Source organism: Gilliamella sp. Choc5-1, assembly GCF_001690595.1.
In the GTDB taxonomy this organism is placed as follows: Bacteria; Pseudomonadota; Gammaproteobacteria; order Enterobacterales; family Orbaceae; genus Gilliamella; species Gilliamella apicola_M.
The window spans coordinates 54,118-76,696 of record NZ_LZHH01000053.1 but is presented as its reverse complement, the minus strand read 5'-3'; the positions used below and the strand labels follow the sequence as shown (position 1 = coordinate 76,696).

Here is a 22,579-nt window from a genome sequence, read left to right as displayed (position 1 = left end):
AAGTTAAGCAACGTTGGAACTATTTATGTGTTTTAGTGAACTTATCCGATAGGCAGATTGTCGGTTACCATGTTGGTCAACATAAAACAGCAGAGCTTGTTATGTCGGCATTAAGCCAAATTAAACTGCCATTATCGAAATTAGATTTATTTCATTCAGACCGAGGTAAAGAGTTTGATAATCGGTTATTAGCGGATTGTTTTAAGACATTTAATATCACGCATTCATTAAGCAAGAAAGGATGTCCTTATGACAATGCGGTAGCGGAAGCGACATTTAAAACAATTAAAACGGAATTTGTAAAAGGCCAACGTTTTAACTCAACGGCTGAGTTACAACGCGCTTTTTCGGCTTATGCTTATTGGTATAATCATAAACGATTACATTCTTCGTTAGGCTACTTGCCTCCCGTTGAATTTAAAAAACACTTACCCCTTAATTTTTTTGTTTGAAAATGTGTTGCCATTCCATTAAATGGTATTAAATGAAGAAATGACCGGCGTCTACCTCATGAAAAACACCAGAAAAAATGCGGTAGTAAGACTTGTAACGGTTATAGTAAAAAGACAGTTATAAGTAATGATGGCGAATTAAAGCTCGCCATTTGGTGATAGAAGGTAGTTCTGTGGTTAAATTAGTTTAGCTATTATCTGATAGGTATGTGGTTAAGTCTGAAAGTGGCCAACGAATATGCGCTGTTGGTTCGTTAATTCGGTAACCAAAAGCCAAACATAGCCCTACTCCAAATGACTCACCAGCAAATTGTGGAATGTGTTTTTCTAGAATTTTTATGACTTTATCATGATCAAACCCACCTATAGCACACGAGTCAATACCACGAAATGCCGCTGCAGTCATCATGTTGGCGCAAGCAATATAATCTTGCATTTCTGACCAATGATTTATTGTTAAACCGTCAGCGAGTCCTTGTTCACAAAAATTGATAAATGCTTGGCAGGCTATGTCAATAGTAGTTTGATTATCTGGATCAGGTAAAGTGCGTGCAATTGTTTGTCGTAAATAATCGCTCTGTAACGTAAAATTATTGGCTTTGCGGTAAAGTACAATTACAAAATGTGAACAGCTGGTAACTTGTTCTTGGTTATAGCAAACATTACGTAATTCAACTTTTATCTTGTGACTATCAACAACCACAAAATGCCATGGCTCCATGCCAAATGATGAAGGAGATTGACGACCCGCTTCTAAAATATATTTAATATCATCATCATTAATTTTTTTTGTATTATCAAATTTTTTACATGCATGTCTAAAGTCGAATGCTTGGGTTAGTTTGTCCATATTTTCTCCTAAGATTGGCTATTCCACGGGGCAACTTTTAACAATAATAACATACCGGGAAAGGCAAGAATAAAACATAACCAAAAAAAGTTTGTCCATCCTAAGTGTTCAACCATAAAACCGGTAGATGCATTAATTAGAGTTCTTGGCACTGAAGCAATGCTGGTAAATAAAGCAAATTGTGTGGCGGTATAAAGTGGATTAGTTGTTTTAGCAATAAACGCTACAAAAGCAGCCGAACCAAGACCAACACCAAGTGATTCAATCCCTATCACTATTGCTAATAACGTTTTTTGAAATATTCCTATTGTATTAAAAGGTCCTTCTATAGAAAGCCAAATAAATCCTAAAATTGATATAACTTGGACAACACCAAAAGACCATAATGCTCGGTTTATGCCTATTTTGATCATCAAAATGCCACCCATCAATGCCCCAAACACACTTGGCCATAAAGAGGCATTTTTGGCAATCCAACCAATGTCGGGGCGACTATAGCCCATTTGTAAGTAGAAAGGCGTGGCTAAGGATGTAGCCATGCTATCGCCTAATTTATATAAAAAGATAAATGTTAAAATCAATATTGCTGTTTTAGGTCCATTTCGAGTAATAAATTCACTAAATGGTTTAATGATAACATCTTCGAAATCATGTTTTTTGGATGTTTGACTAATCGGCTCTTTTACTAGTAGTGTCATTATGATAGCGGGTAGCATAAATAGTGCGGTAATGATGAAAACACTATTCCACGGCAGAGAGTTTGATAGTATAAGTGATAATGAACCTGGTACTAAACCAGCAATTCGATAGGCGTTAGTATGAATACTGTTACCAAGGCCTAATTCTTTATCAAGTAATAATTCTCGTCTAAAGGCATCGAGTGCGATATCCTGAGTTGCTGAAAATAGCGCAATAATGAAGCAAATAGTTGCAATTAACCAAATATTTAATGAAGGCGAAAAAAATCCCAATATTGCAATTGAAAAGATAAGCACAATTTGAGATCCAAGCATCCAACCTCGCCGCCTGCCTAAATTAAACAATGAAAAGCCATCCATAAATGGTGACCAGATAAATTTAAAAATATAGGGAATTTGCGTTAATGAAAAAATTCCAATCGTTTTGATATTGATGCCATCACTTTCTAACCATGCAGGTAAAAGCTGTAATAATAAATAAAAAGGAAGACCAGAAGCAAAACCCGTAAAAATGCAGATCATCATCTTGGTAGTAAAAATGGTTTTTAAAAGTGAATTTTGCGAATTATTCATTATTTAACTTTAATGGTTAGTTTTTTTGCAAAGTGCTATCATATCACACAACACAAAAAAATAATTCTACATGCTAAGATAAACTATTACCTAAAGTCATTTTTCGAAATACCAAAAGTCGCATTGAATAAATATGATTTAATATAAAATTTAATGCCAACATTTAGTTAAAAAATTCACTAATTATCATCAAAAGGGGTTAGTAATATGAAAAGTTCAATCAAGGTTGCTGTTTTTAGCAGTAAGCATTATGACAAAGAACATTTAGATATCGCCAATAAAAAATTTGGTTTTGATATCGAATATTATGAGCATAAATTAAGTCATAAAACAGTGGTTACTGCTCAAGGTTATAATGCGGTTTGTGCATTTGTGAATGACGAAATCGATAAAAAAGTACTCCAAAAATTGGCCAGTTATGGTATTAAAATTTTAGCACTTCGCTGTGCAGGATTTGATAATGTTGACTTAGCCGAGGCTGAAAAATTAGGTATTACTGTTGTTCGTGTTCCTGCTTATTCGCCCGAAGCAGTTGCAGAACATGCGGTTGCGTTAATGATGACGCTAAATAGAAAAACGCATAAAGCCTATCAGCGTACTCGTGATGCTAACTTTTCGTTAGATGGATTAACTGGATTTAATATGCACAATCGTACTGCTGGTGTTATTGGTACGGGCAAAATTGGTCAAGCAGTTATCCGCATTTTGAAAGGTTTTGGTATGCATATTCTTGCCTATGATCCTTATCCTAATGATGTTGCAGTTGAATTAGGAGCGCAATATGTTGAGTTAGATGAGTTATATGCAAAATCTGATGTGATTACGTTACATTGCCCTATGACACCTGAAAATTATCATTTATTGAATAAAGATTCTTTCCAAAAGATGAAAGACGGTGTGATGATTATCAATACTAGTCGTGGTGCATTACTTGATGCAACTGCAGCTATTGATGCTTTAAAGAAAACCAAAATTGGTGCTTTAGGCATGGATGTTTATGAAAATGAGCGTGATCTCTTTTTTGAAGATAAATCGAATGATGTTATTTTAGATGATGTTTTTCGTCGCTTGTCTTCTTGTCATAATGTTATTTTTACGGGGCATCAGGCATTTTTAACACAAGAAGCGTTATTGAATATTTCAGATACCACGTTAAATAATATTCAACAAATATCTGAAGGTAAATTATGCCCAAATATTGTTAAATAATAATAAATATCTTATGATGTTGTCGATTTTTCAACTACTTAAAATATGGTTTTTTTATGCAGCGCATTATTGTATTTATTAGTTTAATTTTATTGCTTGCAGCTTGTAGTAATAAGCGGTCGCCAACATCACCAATGAAAGAACACCGTGGACATACCAATGTCAAGGGTGGGGTTTATCTTGAAAAAGATCATAATCAGGAAAAAACCACAAGCGCTCCATTAGCTGTTGATCAAGAAAAGTTTATCGATAGAATGGTCAATAAACATGGTTTTAACCGTGAACAGTTGCGTAATGTGCTTGCACAAGCCAATAAGCTTGATTGGGTCATTAATCTAATGGATAAGCAAGCGCCAAAAGCAGGCTCATCAACAGTGCCAAATGGCGCTTGGATCCGATATAAAAATAAATTTATTACTGCAAGTAACCTTCCACGAGGTGTTGAATTTTGGAATCAATACCAAAAAGAATTACAGCGTGCTTATAATGAATACGGCGTACCACCTGAAATTATTGTTGGTATTATTGGTGTTGAAACAGGTTGGGGTAGAGTGATGGGTAAAACTAAAATTATTGATGCCTTGTCTACTCTTGCATTTTACTATCCAAGACGTGCGCAATATTTTTCTAACGAATTAGAAGATTTTTTAGTTATGTGCCGAGATGAAGGCGTTGATCCCTTTGATTTGAGTGGATCATTTGCTGGTGCTATGGGATATGGTCAATTTATGCCATCAGCATTTAGACGCCACGCTGTTGATTTTAATCATGATGGGCATATTGATTTATGGGATCCCGTTGATGCTATTGGTAGTGTGGCAAGCTACTTCAAATCATACGGTTGGCAACGTGGTAAAAAAGTGGCTGTAATGGCTGATGGTCAAGCACTATCACTTGATACTGGTTTTAGTACTAAATATTCAATTGAAACATTGGCAAAAGCTGGGTTAAAACCACAAAGCTCGTTAGATCGACATACACAAGTTAGCTTATTACGGCTTGATATGGGTGATAATTACCAATTTTGGTATGGATTACCAAACTTTTATGTGATTACTCGTTACAATCACAGTACACATTATGCTATGGCAGTTTGGCAATTAGGACTGGCAGTTAAAGATGCAAGATAACAATTTTGTTGTTTAGTATTAATCTAGCTTTTTTTTATGTTTTATGAAGTTTTAAGGTCGCGATTGCGACCTTTTTTGTGGCTAGCATAACAATTAATACAACGATAATACAGCGTCAAAAGATGACAGAATGATTAAAAACGTTTATGTTATTTAGTAAAGTTTAAAGATAAATAAAAAGGAGCGAATAATGAAAGATCGTTTAAAGTGGGTGGATGATTTTGGTTTTTTAGGTGAAACAGCAAGTGGGCATTCATTAGTTATGGATGGTGGTATTGAGCATGGTGGCCGTAATCGTGGAGCCCGTCCTATGGAGCTTTTATTACATGGTGCTGCGGGTTGTATGGCTTATGATATTATTGCAATTTTAAAAAATAAAAAAAAGGATGTACGTGATCTTTGGATAGATATTGATAAAACTCAAGCAGAATCTTCCCCTAAAGTGTATACCTCAATTAATTTTCATATCGTTATTACGGGTATTAATATTGATAACGAAGCCGTTGAAATGGCAGTAAAACTTGCATCAGAAAAATATTGTAGCGCCTCTATCATGCTTGGTAAAACAGCAAAAATGACTTATACCTATGAAATTAGAGAGTATTAGTAAATTGCATACTTATAACTAATAATTATAAGCTAATAACAAGCAGATCTTAGCACATTTTGCATTCATCATTTAATATTTATTTTATTGATAATTGCCATAAGAGCATGATTTTATGCAACAGTTAAGCAAAAATATGCGATTTCGGGATTTGGTTATTCTGGGATTGCTTTTTATTGGCCCTGCAGCACCGATAGGGCTATTTGGTGTTTTAGATGCGATAAGCGATGGCGCTATTGTTTTAGTCTATATTGTTGCAACGTTGGTAATGGCATTTACCGCGCTTTCTTATGCTCGAATGGCAAATGCACTGCCACATGCAGGGGCTGTTTATGCTTATTGTTCTATTGGTATTCATCCTCATGCTGGTTTTTTAGTAGGTTGGTTGTTATTACTTGATTATATGTTTATTCCTGCGGTTGCTTACTTATTTAGTGGTATATCGCTCAATGCTTTAATTCCCGAAGTGCCAATATGGATATGGACTTGCTTGGCTGTTATGTTAACCACTACACTCAATTTAATTGGTGTTAAAAAATCGGCCAAAATTACGTTAATCATCTTAATATTTGAAATTATTGTACTGTTTACGGTGTTATCTGTGGGAGTTTGGGTAATTGCAACAAGTGGTATTAGTCGAAATTGGTTGCAACCTTTTATTGGGGGGGATTTGTTCAGTTGGGGAAACCTATTTAATGCCGTGTCTATTGCTGTGCTCTCTTATTTGGGGTTTGATGCTATTGCGACATTTTCTGAAGAAAATCACGGCCACCATCAGTTAGTGAGTAAAGCAATAATCATCTGCTTAATTTTAGCTGGTTGTTTATTTGTAGTGCAAATTTATATCGGTGCCTTACTTAATCCTTATAGCCCGGAATATTTGCGTAGCCACCCAGAACTGCAAGGTAAAGCTTATTATAATATTGTCAATCAAGAAATTAATTTGTGGTTAGGATGGTCACTAAGTTTTATGAAAGCTATTGGCGCTGCATTTGCTGCAATGGTTGGACAAGCTGCAGCAAGTCGTCTTTTATTTAGTATGGGGCGTGATAAACGTTTGCCGTCTTTTTTTGCTAAAGTTGGTAAAAGTACTGGTGTACCAACAATAGCCGTTTTATTTGCTGCATTATTTAATTTATGCCTAGTGGTCATTGCGGCTAATAATGCCAAAGGATTACCCACTTTGGTATCATTTGTTGATATTGGAGCATTGACGGCATTTATTATGTTGCATTTGTCTGTAATCGGTTATTTTAAACTTAAAAAAGGCTCAAAAGGATGGCTTTCGTGGATTTTAGATATTGTTATGCCAATTATTGGTATTGTGGTGCTATTGCCTGTGTTATTTCATATTGATAATGATGCAAAGATTGTTGGCGTTATTTGGTTCATCGTGGGAATAATTATTCTCAGTTTAAATAAAGGCCAAGCTCAACTAATATGGTTAGAAAAAAGTAAGTAAGCAATGCCATGTGCTTATTGAAGGTTTACAAATAAATATGTATATATTCGTTTTTTGTCTATTTTCTCCTTAATATTTGTAGTTTACGGAGTTTTTATACATATATAAAAGTGCAATTAAATATAATCACTTAAATTTAACTTAGCAGATGCTCATTATTTGTTGAAATTTATTTTAGTAAAATGGATGCCTAATAGGTGAAATAAATACTCTAAATTATTATTTAATAGATTATTACTTTTCACCAGTCAAGTTTACCAAGCTACTAGGCTACTATATATAAATTGAAAATTTTTAAGTATTATTATCGTATTCTTTTTCGTTTTATTGCTCGTAAAACAAAAATAGTTCCTTCTAAAGCAAGTACGCATACTGATAGCCAAATTAGCCCATATGAGGCAATATGCTCAGAAGATACTGTCTCATGTAAAAATAATACCGAAACGATGGTTAACAATACAGGTTCTACATAACCGAGCAAGCCAAATAACCCCAGCGGCAATAATTGCCTTGCAAAAAAGTATATAGCAAAAGCAATAGCAGTTATGATTCCTAACATTGGAATATAAATCGGAAAATGGACAATATCTCCAATAATTTTGTGTGCATTATAATTTAACGAGAAGTAAATAAGGCAACCGATAAAAATAAACAAGAAGTCTGAAAATGTGCCCGCAATCCCTTCTATTTGCAATTTTCTTCTTGTGATGAAGTAAATGGGATATCCTAAGGCTATAATGGCTGTTTCCCACGAAAATGCGCCTGTGGTTGTGATTTCGATGATTACCCCTAAAGCTGCTAACCCAACAGCAATTTTTTGTAAAAAACTGAGTTTTTCTTTGTAAAAGATTTGTCCTGAAATGACCATAGTTAATGGTAATAAAAAATAACCTAGCGATGCTGATAGTCCATGTCCGTTAACTGGCGCCCAGATAAAAATCATCATTTGGATAGTTAGCAAAAAAGAGGAAAATATCAGTCCTAATAAATAAAGCGGTTGCTGTTTTATGCGTGTGAATAGGGCTGTTACTGCTGACCATTGTTTTTGGATGATAATTAATACAATAATTGCAGGAAACGAGGTTAATAGTCGCCAGCAAAAAATATCAATAACAGATAATGGCTGTAATAGTACAGGGTAGTAATAAAGCAAAGCAAAAAGACATGATGCAAATATTAAAAGTGTGACGCCTTTTATCATTTTCTTTCTCTTTTGTTAATAAAAAAATAGCGCTAACTAATAAGTAGCGCTATTAAATAAGTTTGGTTTTACTTAGCCAATAACTTCAACACCGTTCATATAAGGCAATAAAACTGATGGGACTTTAATTGTGCCATCTGCTTGTTGGTAGTTTTCCATAATGGCGACAAGCGTACGTCCTACAGCTAATCCTGAACCGTTTAAGGTATGGACTAAATAAGTTTTGTTATCTGCTTTATTGCGATAACGAGCTTGCATTCGGCGAGCTTGGAAATCCCACATATTTGAGCAAGACGATATTTCGCGATAAGTATTTTGCGCAGGCACCCATACTTCAAGATCATAGGTTTTACATGAACCAAAGCCCATATCGCCCGTACAAAGTACAATTTTACGATAAGGAAGTTCAAGTAGCTGTAGTACCTTTTCTGCGTGTGCTGTAAGCTCTTCTAGTGCTTTCATTGATTCTTCTGGTTTAACAATTTGTACCAGTTCAACTTTATCAAACTGATGCATGCGGATTAAGCCTCGAGTATCTTTACCATAAGATCCTGCTTCTGAACGGAAGCATGGAGTGTGGGCTGTCATTTTTAATGGTAATACGCTTTCATCAAGAATCTCGTCACGCACTAGATTAGTTACAGGGACTTCAGCCGTTGGAATTAAAGCATAATTACTGCTTTCTGCTTCTTCGTCTAGCGGCTTGGTGTGGAATAAGTCACCTGCAAACTTAGGTAATTGTCCTGTACCAAATAATGTTGCTTGGTTGACAAGATATGGTACATAAATTTCAGCATAACCGTGTTGTTCGGTATGTAAATCTAACATAAATTGGGTAATAGCACGATGTAAGCGTGCTATTTGTGATTTCATAACCACAAAGCGTGCACCCGTTAGTTTTACGCCAGCTGCAAAATCAAGACCACCAAAACGTTCACCTAATGCAACATGATCTTGGATAGGGAAATCAAATGTTCTTGGTGTGCCAAAGCGAGAAATTTCAACATTGTCATTTTCGTCTTTACCATCAGGAACACAATCATCAGGCATGTTAGGAATGGTCGAGGCGATATCTTTAATTTTGTTTAGTAAGATATCAAGCTCAGCTTTAGCGCTGTTAAGTTTTTCACCAAGTTTATTGACTTCTTCACGAACAGCGGTAATGTCTTCGCCTCGAGCCTTTGCTTCACCAATTGCTTTTGAGCGAGCATTACGTTCCGCTTGTAGGTTTTCGGTTTCAACTTGTAATACTTTACGCTTTTCTTCTAGATGACGAATAGTATCAACATCTAATTTAAATCCACGACGAGCTAATTTTTTAGCAACAAGATCCAATTCATTTCGGAGTAAATTCGGGTCCAACATAAATAGTGTCCATTATTAATTAGGGTATATCTTTCTACTTTGTCGTTATTTTAATATAGATAACAAAACATATAAATTAAAAAGTAGATTGATTTTAGATATTAAAAACTGAGATCTTAGTATACTAGATTTATGTCGGGATTCAACCGAAATGGCGCACCCGAAGGGATTCGAACCCCTGACCGCTCGGTTCGAAGCCGAGTGCTCTATCCAGCTGAGCTACGGATGCGTGTAAGTTCGTTAAAAAAAGTGGTGCATCCGAAGGGATTCGAACCCCTGACCGCCCGGTTCGTAGCCGGGTACTCTATCCAGCTGAGCTACGGATGCGTTTTGAATTTTTAAAATGGTGCATCCGAAGGGATTCGAACCCCTGACCGCCCGGTTCGTAGCCGGGTACTCTATCCAGCTGAGCTACGGATGCATATTTTTAAATTTTTAAAATGGCGGTGAGAGAGGGATTCGAACCCTCGATGCAGCTTTTGACCGCATACTCCCTTAGCAGGGGAGCGCCTTCAGCCTCTCGGCCATCTCACCAAGACATTATGATTCCTTGAACAACAAAATCATAATGTGTGGCGCACATATTACTTTTTACAAAAAATAAGTCAAACATTTTTTTGTTTCTGCGTGCTGGTTGTTTATTTACTGCCCAATATTACCCTTTAGGCTCGGGAAATTCATCTGTTGAATCTTGTATTTGATGAATTCTGTTATATATTTCTTCTCTGTGAATAGAAACGTCTTTAGGTGCATTAATACCAACTCTGACTTGATTGCCTTTTACGCCTAAGATGGTAATAACTACATCATCCCCAATTATTAGTGTTTCACCTACTCTCCTAGTTAAAATTAACATGAGATCTCCTAATATCAGTTAAGTATATATCCAAACAATTTTAAGATATAGCTTCGTCAGCCTCCATCTATCTATAAGATAGAAAGATGGAATTTTGTGGCAATCTCTAATATTTAATTAACAAATATTTGAGTATATATGGCTAACTTGCTTGTAATTTATTACTGATTTCTTTTTTTACCGAAGATAATGCTTCGGGTAATGCCGAGAGATCCATCCCGCCTGCTTGAGCGAAATCAGGCCGCCCACCGCCTTTACCACCTATTTTTAATGCCAATTGAGAAATTAGCTCACCAGCCTTAACAATTTTGACTAAATCATTAGTTACACCTGCAGCTAAATTGATTTTTCCATCATTAACAGCAGCTAAAATAATTACAGCGGTTTTTAATTGATTTTTAAGATCATCAATCATAGTGCGTAATACTTTAGCTTCAATATTGTCAAGTTTAGCAATAAGTATATTGGTATTGTTAATTTTTTCGCATTGATTAAGTAATTGAGCACTTTCTTGACTAGCTTTTTGTGCTTTTAATTGTTCAATTGTCTTTTCAAGTTGCTTAGTTTGGTCAGACAATTGTTCAATGCGTGTCAAAACTGCTGATTTGTCACTTTTAATAATTTGCCCAATTTGAGTTAATAAATTCGACTCATAGTGTATTAGATCCATTGCATTTTGCCCAGAAGTCGCTTCGATACGACGTACACCAGATGCAATACTTGATTCTGATATTATCTTAAATAAACCAATATCACCCGTTCTATCTACGTGCGTACCACCACAGAGTTCGATTGAGAAATCCCCCATAGTAAGCACTCTTACTATATCGTCATATTTTTCACCAAATAGCGCCATAGCACCTTTGTTTTTGGCTTCATCGATCGGCATAAGCTCAATATCAACTGGCAAATTGCGACGAATTTGTCGGTTAACAAGGTTTTCTATTTCAATAATTTGTTCTTGCGTTATCGGCTGGCTATGTGAAAAGTCAAAACGCAGATAGTTATCATTGACTAAAGACCCTTTTTGATGAACATGATTACCTAAAACATGTTGTAATGCAGCTTGTAATAAATGTGTAGCTGAATGATTACGTCGAATACGTTCACGTAGTTCAACGTTGATTGCAGCTGTAACTGTGTCTCCGACTTTTAAAGAGCCTTTAATGATGTTACCTATATGCCCGATACTTTTGCCATATTTTTGACTATCTAAAACTGTAAATTCAACATTTACAGCTGTTAATAAGCCTTTATCACCAATTTGCCCACCAGATTCGCCATAAAATGGTGTTTTGTCTAGAATGATAATTGCTTCATCGCCTGCATGAATACTTTCAACTTTTTGGCCATTTCTAAATATAGCAATAATTTTTCCTGAAGTTTCAGTTGCTTGATAACCTAAAAATTCAGTTTTATCATCAAGTTTTATGACGTTGCTATAATCAACACTAAATGAACTTGATTCGCGAGCACGTTTTCTTTGTTCTTCCATGCATTGGTTAAAGCCTTCCTCATCAATCGTGATATTCTTTTCACGGCATACATCTGCTGTTAAATCTAGTGGAAAACCGTAAGTGTCATAAAGTTTAAATGCAACATCACCTGGTAATATGTTGCCAGTGATTTTTGTTAACTCTTGATCAAGCAAAAATAGTCCACGTTCTAATGTTTTTAGAAATTGCTTTTCTTCTAGTTTAAGTGCGTCTTCAACTTGTTTTTGATTATTGGCTAATTCAACCGCAGCACTTCCCATCACATCAATTAATGGTTTTACAAGCTTGTAGAAAAATATGCCTTTTGCGCCAAGCATATGACCATGACGTACTGCACGTCGAATTATTCGGCGTAACACATAACCGCGGCCTTCGTTTGAAGGTAATACTCCATCCGAAATAAGGAAAGCACAAGAGCGGATATGGTCAGCAATAACACGTAGAGATTTATTTTTTAAATCTTTAGTTTGAATAATGTTAGCAGCATCATTAATTAACTTCTTAAACAAATCTATTTCATAATTAGAATTGACATGTTGCAAAACAGCAGCTATACGTTCTAGCCCCATTCCTGTATCGACTGATGGTTTAGGTAATGGTTCCATTGTTCCATCAGGATGACGATTAAATTGCATAAAAACGATGTTCCAGATTTCGATAAATCTGTCACCATCTTCTTCAGCACTACCAGGAGGCCCTCCCCAAAGGTGATCACCATGGTCGTAGAAAATTTCGGTACAAGGACCACAAGGGCCGGTATCACCCATTTGCCAAAAGTTATCAGAGGCATATGGAGCACCTTTATTATCACCAATACGAATTATGCGTTCTTTTGGAATACCGATTTCTTTTTCCCAAATTGCATATGCTTCGTCATCTGTCTCATAAACGGTAACGGTTAACTTCTCTTTAGGTAGGTTAAACCACTCTTTGCTGGTCAATAATTCCCATGCAAAATGTATTGCATCATGTTTAAAGTAGTCACCAAAACTAAAGTTTCCTAACATCTCAAAAAATGTATGGTGTCGAGCAGTATAACCAACATTATCTAAATCATTATGTTTTCCACCAGCACGGACGCAACGTTGCGATGTTGTTGCTCTAGTGTAAGAACGCTTATCAACACCAAGAAATACATCTTTGAATTGATTCATTCCTGCATTAGTAAACAATAGTGTTGGGTCATTGTGTGGAACAAGGGAACTACTTGCGACAACTTCATGTCCTTTGTCATGGAAAAAGTCAAGAAAACTTTGACGAATTTCTGCAGTACTTTTCATTTATGCTTCCATATAAAAACGATAGATTTTTAAACATTGTAATATACTTGTTACAACCAAAGTTGAAAAGTAAATATTGTTACTATTGAAGCGGATCTAGTTAATATTACAAGTAAAAAGGAAAAATAAAAAAGAGCTAGTGAGTTTATTTGTAATCATTTTTTTAATTTCACGTATACTATTTTAGATATTATAAGTGTTTAAGTCAATAAGTTGTGTGCGGTTTTAATATCATCGTGTGTATAACCTCTTGCAATCAAAAACTGAATACCTTTTTGTCTTTTGTTATTATTTTTTTGTTTAATTTGTCTTAGTTTTTTAAGTAATTGTTCGTGGGCATGTTTTCCCCAGTTGATATCCGACATTTGTAATAGTTGTTGACTTAAATCAGTTGGTAAACCTCGTTGTTTAAGTTCCATTGCTATTTTATATTTTCCGTAACCTTTATTGGCACGCATAACAATATATTTTTCAATATAGTGGGCGTCATTTATCCAATTTTGATTAATACAGTGTTCAATCACATCTTGTATTTCAGCTTTTAGGTTAGTTAATTGGTCATGATATTCATCTTCTGTACTTTGTTGCTTTTTTGCAAAAAAGAATATCATTTTTTGGCTTAGTTCATACGAAGAGTGATCGCGCTGTGCAAGTAATTGCACAGCTTTATTTAAAATAGATTTATTGAGTTTTTTATCCATTATTCAAAACTTTCATCTTCTGATGAAATATTTTCTTCATCAGCTGCAAAAACGGCAGGGCTATTTAGTAGTAAATCGCGTAGTTTAGTTTCAAGTTCTTTGGCAATTTCAGGGTGTTCTTGTAAAAATTTAATTGAGTTAGCTTTGCCTTGACCAACTTTCTCGCCATTGTAGCTATACCATGCCCCTGCTTTATCTACTAATTTGTTTTTAACACCTAAATCAATTAGTTCACCTTCTTTTGAAATTCCACAACCATAAAGAATTTGGAATTCTGTCTGTCTAAATGGAGCTGCAACTTTGTTTTTAACCACTTTTACTCGAGTGTCACTACCGATAATATTTTCACCTTCTTTTACTGAACCAATACGGCGAATATCAAGGCGAACAGAAGCATAGAATTTTAGTGCATTACCACCAGTTGTTGTTTCTGGGCTACCAAACATAACACCAATTTTCATACGAATTTGGTTAATAAATACAACTAAACAATTTGCATTTTTGATATTCGCAGTTAGTTTACGTAATGCTTGTGACATTAAGCGAGCTTGTAATCCCATATGAGAATCGCCCATTTCACCTTCAATTTCAGCTTTTGGAGTTAATGCTGCGACTGAGTCGACAATAATAACATCAACAGCGCCAGAGCGAACTAGTGCATCACAAATTTCAAGTGCTTGTTCTCCCGTATCAGGTTGGGATATCAATAAGTCATTAACTTGTACACCCAATTTAGCCGCATAAATTGGATCAAGTGCATGTTCAGCATCAATAAATGCACAAGTCTTACCTTCTTTTTGAGCTTGTGCTATGACAGATAAGGTAAGTGTTGTTTTACCTGATGATTCTGGTCCAAATATTTCAACAATTCGACCCATTGGTAAACCGCCAATACCCAATGCGATATCTAGTCCTAATGAACCAGTAGATACAGCATCTACATCTAACGTTTGGGTATCCCCTAAACGCATAATTGAACCTTTACCAAATTGTTTTTCGATTTGACTTAATGCTGCTGAAAGTGCGCGTTGTTTGTTTTCGTTCATATTATAAAATTCCAATGAGTTAGGATGTAGTATATTATACTGTATTGTTATACAGTATCAAGTTTTTTTTATATTCGATAATTATTTGGTTATTATTTAAATTTTATAGTATTTTGGTGTTGCTAATTATTTTCTATAAAAACTATTTCTAACAGATGGTGATAAAATATTGGTATTCAAGATTAAATTTATTTGATTATCTTATTAATTTTGCATTTCAATGTTATGCTAGTTTAAATATTTTTGTTGATATAAATATATCGAATAAAGGGAAATGATGATCATTGATAAGCAACATTATGTTTTATGCTCACACTGTGATTTGGTCGTAGAATTATCTGATATAATGATAGGACACAAAGCTGTTTGTCCTCGTTGTAATACCATATTAGCTAAAAATAATCATGATATGAAGTTTAGATCTGCTATGTATGCAGCTTGTTCATTAATTATGATTATTGTAGCTTGTGGCTTTGTCTTTATTGATATTCGTCTTATAGGTAATTTTATTGGTGTTAGTATAATAGATATCCCTAAAACTCTTTTTTTTGATAAGTATGGTTATATTTCTGCACTTTTTATCTTATTTGTTTTGCTTTTTCCCATATTAAATTTGTTAATTACTATTTTACTTTGTTCCAAATTAAGATTAACAAAGTATCGAAAACGAGATTTGCTTATTGTTTATAAAAAGTTTCAACATTGGTGTATGCCTGAAATATTTCTTGTTGGAATCTTAGTCAGTTTTGTTAAATTAATGAGTTATGGCAATATTGGGGTTACTAGCGCATTTTTTGCCTTCTGTTTATTTGTCTTTTTTTATATTAAGTCGTTAGTTATTTTTTCACCAGAAATAATTTGGAATGAAATTCACCGTAATAATTTTTCTACTGATAGGTTAAAAGCCGGTAAAACCGGAATAAGTCAAAATATAAAATTATGCCATTGTTGTCAGGCTATATTACCGGTAAATTATAAAAAGTGTCCTCGATGTAAACAAAAAAGTAAAATTAGAGATCGCTATAAAATACAATGGACTATAGCGTTATTGGTAACTTCATTAATTCTTTATATTCCCGCTAATTTATTTGGTATTATGATAACCGTTGTTTTTGGATCGCCATCAACTTCAACCATTATCGATGGCGTCATTTATATGTGGCAATCAGGTGATGTACCTGTTGCGCTTGTTATTTTTATTGCAAGTGTTGTAATTCCAATTTTAAAAATCATTTCGCTGAGTTGGCTTTGCTATTTTGCACTCGCAGTAAAACAAAAAAATAAACGTAATTGCTTAAAAATGAAAAAATTATATACCGCTGTTGAATTTATAGGTAAATGGTCAATGATAGATATATTTGTGGTTTCAGTTATTTGTTCTTTAGTTAGAAATCAACAAATGATGGGGGTTTACCCTGATATTGGTGTTATATTTTTTGCAAGTGTCGTTATTATCACAATGATTGCATCACAAAAATTTGATCCTCGCTTAATTTGGGATCGTCCGCGAAATAAAAAAATAGGTCAATAGAAACAATATGGCAACATTAAGTAAATTAGCAAAAATAACTAAAATTAGAGCTATTTCCGCAATATGGATTATTCCCATTGTGACTGCAATTGTTGGTCTTTGGATAATCTACTCTCATTTTGCCGATAGGGGCACCTCTTTTACTTTGCTTGCAAAAGATGCAAGTGGCATCGTTGCAGGAAAAACCACCATTAAAAACCGTAGTGTTGATGTGGGTATCGTCGATGAAGTGACTTTGTCTGACGATTATAAGCAAGTGGTAATCAAAGGTCGTATTTACAATGATATGGATCCACTACTGAAAAATGATTCAATTTTTTGGGTCGTCAAGCCAGAAATTGGTCGTGATGGGGTAACGGGATTAGGTACTATTTTATCCGGCGTTTATATAGAATTAGTTGCAGGAAACGATACGCACAGTTTCCAAAACAAACCTTTTATGCTTTCTGATACACCACCCTTGTCAGATCCTAGTATTAAAGGGATCCGTTTAAATTTAGAAAGTGAACAAAATGGTGTGATCCCAAGAGGGGCTTCTGTTATGTTTCATGGCTATCGTGTTGGTAATGTTGAAACTTCAGAATTTGATGTTCAAGCACGTAAAATGAGATATCAAGTTTTTATTACTAAACCTTATGATGTACTGGTAACTCAAAATGTACGCTTTTGGAAAGAAGGTGGAGTTAATTTAACACTTTCTCCTCAAGGAGCCAATTTAGATGTTCCTTCCTTAGATGTCTTAATGTCAGGTGGGATTAGTTTTGATTTGCCTGAAGGGTCTAAATTAGGAGCACCTGCAGAACAAAATGCAGTTTATAAATTATATGCAGATAAAAAATCCATTAAAGATTCTCAATATACTGAATATAAAGAATTCCTTGTTATGCTTTCTGACTCCATATCGGGATTATCAGAAGGCGTACCTGTTGAATATCATGGCATTAGGTTAGGAACAGTATCTAAAGTGCCATTTTATACTGCAGAGATGTTAGAAAAATCCTCAATTTTAAATAAAAAAGTACCAATATTAATTAGGATTGAGCCAGAACGTTTATCTGAATTAGTTGATGAAAAAGTCGATATTGCTGAATTAATTATAAAAGAGCAAGAAAATGGCTTAAGAGCTTCGTTAAAGACCTCAAACATGTTCACTGGTGCGATGTATATAGATCTTGATTTTTATCCTGATTTAAAAAATGAATATGACCCTAAAATGGCAAAGCAGTTTGGTTACAACACCATTGAGGCGACTTCGACAGGGATTGCGCAAATTCAGGCAAAAATTATGCAGTTACTTGATAATTTTAATAATTTGCCACTTAACAATACTCTATCGCAGTTCAATCAATCATTAGCTTCAAGTGAACGATTAATGAAATCGTTAAATCGTATTATGGCAAGTAAAGAGATGCAAAATATACCAAAGGATTTACAAAAAACATTACGATCATTAAATGAAACAATGAAAGAATTACAACCAGGTTCTGAATTAAATAACCAAATGAAAGAGAGTTTACAAAAAGTGCAACAGATGATGGATGAATTAACGCCATTACTTAATACTCTCAATGATAAGAGCAATGCACTGATTTTTTCTGCTCCAGCGAAGAAAGATCAAGAACCTAAAGCAAAAGGTAAAGGTAAAAAATAATGAACAAAATATATAGAAAATTGCTTATCGCCATATTTATACCATTACTTGCTATCTTAGTAGGTTGCTCAACTAGCACTCCAAATAAAAGCTATTTTCAGCTAACTGGTGATTTACCCAATCCTGTATCGCAAAAAGTAAATATAACCAATCATTTTATTTGGATAGAATCGGTTGATATAGCAAGTTTTTTAAATAAATTAGGTATAGTATTACAAACAGACAATATTACATATGAAACGGCAACTCAAAATTTATGGGCCTCAACGCTATCTCAGCAACTTCAAGAGAGGTTATCGCAAGATTTAACCATTTTATTGCCTAATTATTTAGTATCTAGTCAATCAATTACAACACCGGCACTAACAATAAAATTATTTATTGATGGCTTTCATGGCAGTTATACTGGCGATGCGATCATCAAAGGGCGATGGGTAATTACGGACAATAAAAATAATATTGAAACAAAACCGTTTGAGCGCCATGTTCCTTTAGAATCTAATGGATACAGTGCTTTAGTTAAAGCATTATCAAAAGGTTGGCAAGATGAAGAGCTAGACTTTGCTAGTTCAATAAAACATTAATGTTATAATCATACTCCGTCAGGATTTTGGCGGAGTATTTTTAGTCAATTATTTTAATCGTAACTTAAATTGATTAAAAACTTCATCATCAATTACTACCCATTTGCGGACACTATTGATAAATACAATTTTATCAGCTTTGACAAGGTCGTCTTTTAAAATCGTTTTTTCTAATAATTGATTGTGATCTAAATAAAATTGCCGCATGGTGCCTGCAAGTAATCCACACTCTTTTTTAGGTGTAATCCATTGATTGTTAATCAATATTGCAAGATTTCCATTAACAAATTCAGTGATTTCATTGTGTTGATTAAAATTAATATATTCTTTTCCTGTAATTAAATTGGGAAAATGCTCCCGATTAGACGTTTTATGATACAAATAGACATTTTGGTTATGAACACACTGCTTTGCAAATGCGATTTCATTGATCTCCATTGGCGAGTTAATGATATTCTCGCTAATAGTATATAGTCCATTTTTTTGCAGTAACACTCTGACTTTATAGATATTTTCAATATTTTTATTAGTTGTATTTGCTAACTTAATCAGTTGCAACTTAATTGCATTAATATCATAGTTAAAATCAAAATAATCAGCAGATTGAGAAAGTCTGCTTAAATGCTCTTCCAATAAGAAAAATTGTCCTTTTTCAAGCAATAATGATTCAATGATATATTTGGGAAAAGAAGTAGTACGAGTTAAAATTGCTGTTTTAGCTAAAATCTCATTATATTCATCTTGTGATGTTGAATCCCAAGTGATCCCACCGCCAACACCATAATGCATTTGTTGATTGTGTATGGTTAAAGTCCGAATTGGGATATTGAATATAGCTTTGTTCATATATGGTTCAATATATCCAATTGTCCCGCAGTAAACTCCACGTGATGAGTTTTCAATATCTGCAATAATTTGCATTGTACTGGTTTTAGGCGCTCCAGTTATTGATCCACAAGGAAATAGTGCTTGAAAAATATGATATAAATTAACATGTTCTTTCAATTCACCTTGAATCATAGAAGTCAATTGCCAAACGGTTGGATATTTTTCGGCTGAAAATAATTTTGGAACTGTAACTGATCCAGCCTTTGCAACCCGACTTAAATCATTACGTAATAAATCAACAATCATCATATTTTCAGCTTGGTTTTTTTCAGAGAATAATAATTCTAATTGTTGTTTATCTTGATGATTATTTAAACCGCGCGCAGTTGTTCCTTTCATTGGTTTTGTTGTAATAATTTTATTTTCTAACTTAAAAAATAATTCTGGCGAAATTGATAAAATACAATAATCGTCAAACTCAATATAAGCGCAATAGTCGGCTTGATTGTTCTTTTGTAGAAAGTGGTAATAATTAATAGCACTTTCATTAAATGGAGTAGTAAATTGAATTGTATAGTTGGTTTGATAAGTATTGCCTGATTCAATTTGAGATCGAATAAAGTTAATTTTTTGATTATATTCCTCTCTTGATGTATTGCTTATCAAATCAAAAGTTGGTGGAGTGTAATCACTTATTTCTACATATTTTTGCTCAATGATAGAAAATTTATCAAAAATACCAAATATCAATAGCGGCAAATCATAATTCTGTTTTGTTTTATTTTCACTATTGAACCCCATTGCGCTTTCATAAGCGAGATATCCAACCGCATAATAGCCTTGTTGTGTGAATTTTTCGATTGAATCAAATTGTTGTTTGATTGTTGAATAATCATCAGACTTTAAAATGGCGATAGGGTTGCAAAAATATTTATGTTGACCTTCAAAGTCGATATGAATTTTCATTTTAGTATTGCTCATGGACAAAATTATCAATCATTTGTAAACCAAATTCGGTTTTAATTGCTTCAGGGTGAAATTGGACTGACTCGATGGGTAACTTTTTGTGACGTAATCCCATAATCAATCCTTGATTGTTTCTTGCTGTTACGATTAATTGAGAGTCTTTAGGTAAAGGATTATTACAAGCAATTAATGAATGATAACGAACCACCGAAAGTGGGCTTTTGATCCCTTTAAACACACCTTGACTATCATGCGTTATTTCATCGACTTTTCCATGCATAGGTGTTGGTGCTTTGATGATCTTATAACCATAATATTGAGCAATCGCTTGATGCCCTAAACAAACTCCCAATATTGGGCAAATATGACTAAATTCGGCAATAGTTGCAAGTGATATTCCAGCATTGGTAGGCGAACCCGGACCAGGCGAAATGATAATCTTAGAAAAACTAAGCTCTTTTATTTTTTCAATTGTCATTTCGTCATTTTTAATCACTTTAACTTCTGCGCCAACTTGACACAAATAATCGTGAATATTGAAGGTAAAAGAATCATAATTATCTATTAATAATATCAAAATAGAGCCCATTAATTACATAGCGTATTGTTTTAAAAATACTGGCACCTATAACAGCCAAATGCCAGTCATACCCAGAGTTATTATACCGTTAATGCAGTTAAAATCAGTTATGATTGCCAGTTTGCTATCTTTTTATTTCCTTTTTTATACTGAAACACAGTATTACCTGAAATTTTTTAACAAAAACCCTCTTTTTCTGTGATAAATCTCACAAAAGAATACAACTCTACTTGTATGGTAGTATTTATCCCGCTATTTTTATCATGCTTAAATTTATAAAAGAGGTTTTAAATGGAAATTATAAAAGCAGAAGTATTTGTATGTAGTCCAGGTCGGAATTTTGTTACATTAAAAATCACTACCGATGAAGGCGTTTATGGTGTTGGAGATGCAACACTCAATGGCCGTGAATTAGCTGTAGCATCCTATCTTAAAGATCATCTTTGCCCACAACTTATAGGGCGAGATCCCCATCAAATTGAAGATATCTTTCAATATTTCTATAAAGGCGCATATTGGCGCCGTGGCCCAGTTACCATGTCAGCCATTTCAGCCATAGATATGGCGCTTTGGGATATCAAAGGAAAATTGGCTAATATGCCACTTTACCAACTACTAGGTGGTGCATCACGAACAGGGGTCATGGTGTATTGTCATACGACTGGTTCAAGTATTGATGAAGTGCTTGATGATTACGCTAAACATAAAGAAATGGGCTTTAAAGCTATTCGTGTGCAATGTGGTATACCCGGTATGAAAACGACTTATGGTCAAAGCAAAGGGAAAAACTTAGCTTATGAACCTGCAACACGAGGGAATTATCCTGAAGAACAATTTTGGGCAACCGATAAATATCTTGATTTTATGCCTAAATTGTTTGAAGCAGTGAGAAATAAATTTGGTTTTAATGAACATTTACTGCATGACATGCATCATCGCCTAACGCCTATCGAAGCAGCGCGTTTTGGCAAAAGTATAGAAGATTACAGGCTGTTTTGGATGGAAGATCCAACACCTGCTGAAAATCAAGAATGTTTCCGTTTAATTCGTCAACATACTGTCACACCAATTGCAGTTGGTGAAGTATTCAATAGCATTTGGGATTGCAAACAACTGATCCAAGAGCAATTAATTGATTATATACGAACCACCATTACTCATGCAGGCGGTATTACCCATATGCGTCGTATTGCTGATTTCGCTGCGCTTTATCAAGTGAGAACAGGATCGCACGGACCCTCTGATTTATCCCCAATCTGCCATGCTGCAGCACTACATTTTGATATGTGGGTACCTAATTTTGGCGTGCAAGAATTTATGGGGTATTCACAGCAAATGCTAGAAGTTTTTTCACCAAATTGGACTTTTAATGATGGTTATATGCACCCAAGCGACAAACCAGGATTAGGTATCGATTTTGACGAAAAACTTGCTGAAAAATATCCCTACAACCCAGCTTATTTACCTGTTGCTCGTTTAGAAGATGGCACATTGTGGAATTGGTAAATTTATA

At 34.4% G+C, this 22,579-nt stretch carries 19 protein-coding genes and 4 tRNA genes; 9 read left to right on the top strand and 14 right to left on the bottom strand.

All coding sequences use genetic code 11. The features are described 5' to 3' along the window. Positions 1-452 (top strand): integrase core domain-containing protein (locus A9G35_RS05025; protein ID WP_141673717.1); only part of this gene is annotated, 452 nt, incomplete at its 5' end. A 187-nt stretch (positions 453-639) separates the two neighbouring features. Here the strand turns inward: A9G35_RS05025 and A9G35_RS05020 are convergent. Both A9G35_RS05020 and A9G35_RS05015 read right to left on the bottom strand, forming a co-directional pair. Next, positions 640-1,302, bottom strand: a complete 663-nt coding sequence (locus tag A9G35_RS05020) for an NAD(P)H-dependent oxidoreductase (protein WP_065635937.1) — start codon at positions 1,300-1,302, stop codon at positions 640-642. A gap of 8 nt (positions 1,303-1,310) precedes the next feature. Further along, on the bottom strand, positions 1,311-2,573 hold the full coding sequence (locus A9G35_RS05015) for an AmpG family muropeptide MFS transporter (protein WP_065635936.1): 1,263 nt from the start codon (positions 2,571-2,573) through the stop codon (positions 1,311-1,313). Between the two features lie 219 nt (positions 2,574-2,792). Between A9G35_RS05015 and A9G35_RS05010 the strand changes: the two genes are divergently transcribed. The 4 genes from A9G35_RS05010 to A9G35_RS04995 all read left to right on the top strand — a co-directional run bounded on the left by A9G35_RS05010 (position 2,793) and on the right by A9G35_RS04995 (position 6,981). Beyond that, positions 2,793-3,782: a 2-hydroxyacid dehydrogenase gene (locus A9G35_RS05010; RefSeq protein ID WP_065635943.1), complete on the top strand. Its 990-nt coding sequence runs from the start codon at positions 2,793-2,795 to the stop codon at positions 3,780-3,782. Positions 3,783-3,838: 56 nt separating this feature from the next. After that, positions 3,839-4,912 carry a lytic murein transglycosylase B gene (gene mltB, locus A9G35_RS05005; protein WP_065635935.1) on the top strand — a complete coding sequence of 358 codons (1,074 nt, stop codon included), beginning with the start codon at positions 3,839-3,841 and terminating at the stop codon, positions 4,910-4,912. A 190-nt stretch (positions 4,913-5,102) separates the two neighbouring features. Further along, positions 5,103-5,519 carry an OsmC family protein gene (locus A9G35_RS05000; RefSeq protein WP_065635934.1) on the top strand — a complete coding sequence of 139 codons (417 nt, stop codon included), beginning with the start codon at positions 5,103-5,105 and terminating at the stop codon, positions 5,517-5,519. 115 nt (positions 5,520-5,634) lie between these two features. Further along, entirely contained in the window at positions 5,635-6,981 is a 1,347-nt protein-coding gene (locus A9G35_RS04995; RefSeq protein ID WP_065635933.1) for an APC family permease, read from the top strand. Between the two features lie 304 nt (positions 6,982-7,285). On the opposite strand, the gene rarD is transcribed toward A9G35_RS04995, so the two are convergent. From rarD to recA, 10 genes are all read right to left on the bottom strand, one after another. Next, positions 7,286-8,182 (bottom strand): EamA family transporter RarD, encoded by an 897-nt coding sequence (gene rarD, locus A9G35_RS04990; RefSeq protein WP_065635932.1) that lies wholly within the window; start codon positions 8,180-8,182, stop codon positions 7,286-7,288. A 72-nt stretch (positions 8,183-8,254) separates the two neighbouring features. After that, positions 8,255-9,547: a serine--tRNA ligase gene (serS, locus tag A9G35_RS04985; protein WP_065635931.1), complete on the bottom strand. Its 1,293-nt coding sequence runs from the start codon at positions 9,545-9,547 to the stop codon at positions 8,255-8,257. Positions 9,548-9,699: 152 nt separating this feature from the next. Beyond that, positions 9,700-9,776: transfer RNA gene (locus tag A9G35_RS04980), tRNA-Arg, on the bottom strand. Between the two features lie 21 nt (positions 9,777-9,797). Beyond that, positions 9,798-9,874 (bottom strand) — tRNA-Arg (locus A9G35_RS04975). 17 nt (positions 9,875-9,891) lie between these two features. Next, a tRNA-Arg gene (locus A9G35_RS04970) sits at positions 9,892-9,968 on the bottom strand. Between the two features lie 20 nt (positions 9,969-9,988). Next, positions 9,989-10,081, bottom strand: a tRNA-Ser gene (locus A9G35_RS04965). 121 nt (positions 10,082-10,202) lie between these two features. Further along, complete coding sequence (csrA, locus tag A9G35_RS04960; protein ID WP_065635930.1) at positions 10,203-10,403, bottom strand: carbon storage regulator CsrA; 201 nt, start codon at positions 10,401-10,403, stop codon at positions 10,203-10,205. A gap of 142 nt (positions 10,404-10,545) precedes the next feature. Next, a complete protein-coding gene (gene alaS, locus A9G35_RS04955) occupies positions 10,546-13,179 on the bottom strand; it encodes an alanine--tRNA ligase (protein ID WP_065635929.1) in 2,634 nt (877 codons plus the stop codon). 200 nt (positions 13,180-13,379) lie between these two features. Then, positions 13,380-13,880: a regulatory protein RecX gene (locus tag A9G35_RS04950; protein ID WP_065635928.1), complete on the bottom strand. Its 501-nt coding sequence runs from the start codon at positions 13,878-13,880 to the stop codon at positions 13,380-13,382. Then, positions 13,880-14,926 (bottom strand): recombinase RecA, encoded by a 1,047-nt coding sequence (gene recA / locus A9G35_RS04945; RefSeq protein WP_065635927.1) that lies wholly within the window; start codon positions 14,924-14,926, stop codon positions 13,880-13,882. Before recA ends, A9G35_RS04950 begins: the two co-directional genes overlap by 1 nt. A 274-nt stretch (positions 14,927-15,200) precedes the next feature. Here recA and A9G35_RS04940 point away from each other — a divergent pair, with 274 nt between their 5' ends. From A9G35_RS04940 to A9G35_RS04930, 3 genes are read left to right on the top strand one after another with little or no spacing between them, the layout of a single operon-like run. Next, on the top strand, positions 15,201-16,457 hold the full coding sequence (locus A9G35_RS04940; RefSeq protein ID WP_065635926.1) for a PqiA/YebS family transporter subunit: 1,257 nt from the start codon (positions 15,201-15,203) through the stop codon (positions 16,455-16,457). Positions 16,458-16,464: 7 nt separating this feature from the next. Then, positions 16,465-18,108: an intermembrane transport protein PqiB gene (gene pqiB, locus A9G35_RS04935; RefSeq protein ID WP_065635925.1), complete on the top strand. Its 1,644-nt coding sequence runs from the start codon at positions 16,465-16,467 to the stop codon at positions 18,106-18,108. Further along, the gene (locus A9G35_RS04930) at positions 18,108-18,692 is read left to right on the top strand and encodes a PqiC family protein (protein WP_065635924.1); all 585 of its coding nucleotides are present in this window, start codon (positions 18,108-18,110) and stop codon (positions 18,690-18,692) included. The genes pqiB and A9G35_RS04930 overlap by 1 nt, the downstream gene beginning before the upstream one ends. A gap of 48 nt (positions 18,693-18,740) precedes the next feature. On the opposite strand, the gene pabB is transcribed toward A9G35_RS04930, so the two are convergent. Next, entirely contained in the window at positions 18,741-20,501 is a 1,761-nt protein-coding gene (gene pabB / locus A9G35_RS04925) for an aminodeoxychorismate synthase component I (protein ID WP_065635923.1), read from the bottom strand. Continuing rightward, positions 20,488-21,063: an anthranilate synthase component II gene (locus A9G35_RS04920; protein WP_065635942.1), complete on the bottom strand. Its 576-nt coding sequence runs from the start codon at positions 21,061-21,063 to the stop codon at positions 20,488-20,490. Before A9G35_RS04920 ends, pabB begins: the two co-directional genes overlap by 14 nt. 294 nt (positions 21,064-21,357) lie before the next feature. On the opposite strand from A9G35_RS04920, the gene manD reads away from it, so the two are divergent. Beyond that, positions 21,358-22,572 (top strand): D-mannonate dehydratase ManD, encoded by a 1,215-nt coding sequence (gene manD, locus A9G35_RS04915; RefSeq protein WP_065635922.1) that lies wholly within the window; start codon positions 21,358-21,360, stop codon positions 22,570-22,572. Positions 22,573-22,579: the final 7 nt, after the last annotated feature.

What these genes read in the sequence shown, in the direction of transcription:
- A9G35_RS04930 (WP_065635924.1), top strand. Translation starts at nt 18,108, where the DNA reads ATGAACAAAATATATAGAAAATTGCTTATCGCCATATTTATACCATTA.
- A9G35_RS05000 (WP_065635934.1), top strand. Translation starts at nt 5,103, where the DNA reads ATGAAAGATCGTTTAAAGTGGGTGGATGATTTTGGTTTTTTAGGTGAA.
- mltB (WP_065635935.1), top strand. Translation starts at nt 3,839, where the DNA reads ATGCAGCGCATTATTGTATTTATTAGTTTAATTTTATTGCTTGCAGCT.
- rarD (WP_065635932.1), bottom strand. Translation starts at nt 8,182, where the DNA reads ATGATAAAAGGCGTCACACTTTTAATATTTGCATCATGTCTTTTTGCT.
- alaS (WP_065635929.1), bottom strand. Translation starts at nt 13,179, where the DNA reads ATGAAAAGTACTGCAGAAATTCGTCAAAGTTTTCTTGACTTTTTCCAT.
- A9G35_RS04940 (WP_065635926.1), top strand. Translation starts at nt 15,201, where the DNA reads ATGATGATCATTGATAAGCAACATTATGTTTTATGCTCACACTGTGAT.
- pqiB (WP_065635925.1), top strand. Translation starts at nt 16,465, where the DNA reads ATGGCAACATTAAGTAAATTAGCAAAAATAACTAAAATTAGAGCTATT.
- recA (WP_065635927.1), bottom strand. Translation starts at nt 14,926, where the DNA reads ATGAACGAAAACAAACAACGCGCACTTTCAGCAGCATTAAGTCAAATC.
- manD (WP_065635922.1), top strand. Translation starts at nt 21,358, where the DNA reads ATGGAAATTATAAAAGCAGAAGTATTTGTATGTAGTCCAGGTCGGAAT.
- serS (WP_065635931.1), bottom strand. Translation starts at nt 9,547, where the DNA reads ATGTTGGACCCGAATTTACTCCGAAATGAATTGGATCTTGTTGCTAAA.
- A9G35_RS04950 (WP_065635928.1), bottom strand. Translation starts at nt 13,880, where the DNA reads ATGGATAAAAAACTCAATAAATCTATTTTAAATAAAGCTGTGCAATTA.
- csrA (WP_065635930.1), bottom strand. Translation starts at nt 10,403, where the DNA reads ATGTTAATTTTAACTAGGAGAGTAGGTGAAACACTAATAATTGGGGAT.
- A9G35_RS04995 (WP_065635933.1), top strand. Translation starts at nt 5,635, where the DNA reads ATGCAACAGTTAAGCAAAAATATGCGATTTCGGGATTTGGTTATTCTG.
- pabB (WP_065635923.1), bottom strand. Translation starts at nt 20,501, where the DNA reads ATGAGCAATACTAAAATGAAAATTCATATCGACTTTGAAGGTCAACAT.
- A9G35_RS05020 (WP_065635937.1), bottom strand. Translation starts at nt 1,302, where the DNA reads ATGGACAAACTAACCCAAGCATTCGACTTTAGACATGCATGTAAAAAA.
- A9G35_RS05015 (WP_065635936.1), bottom strand. Translation starts at nt 2,573, where the DNA reads ATGAATAATTCGCAAAATTCACTTTTAAAAACCATTTTTACTACCAAG.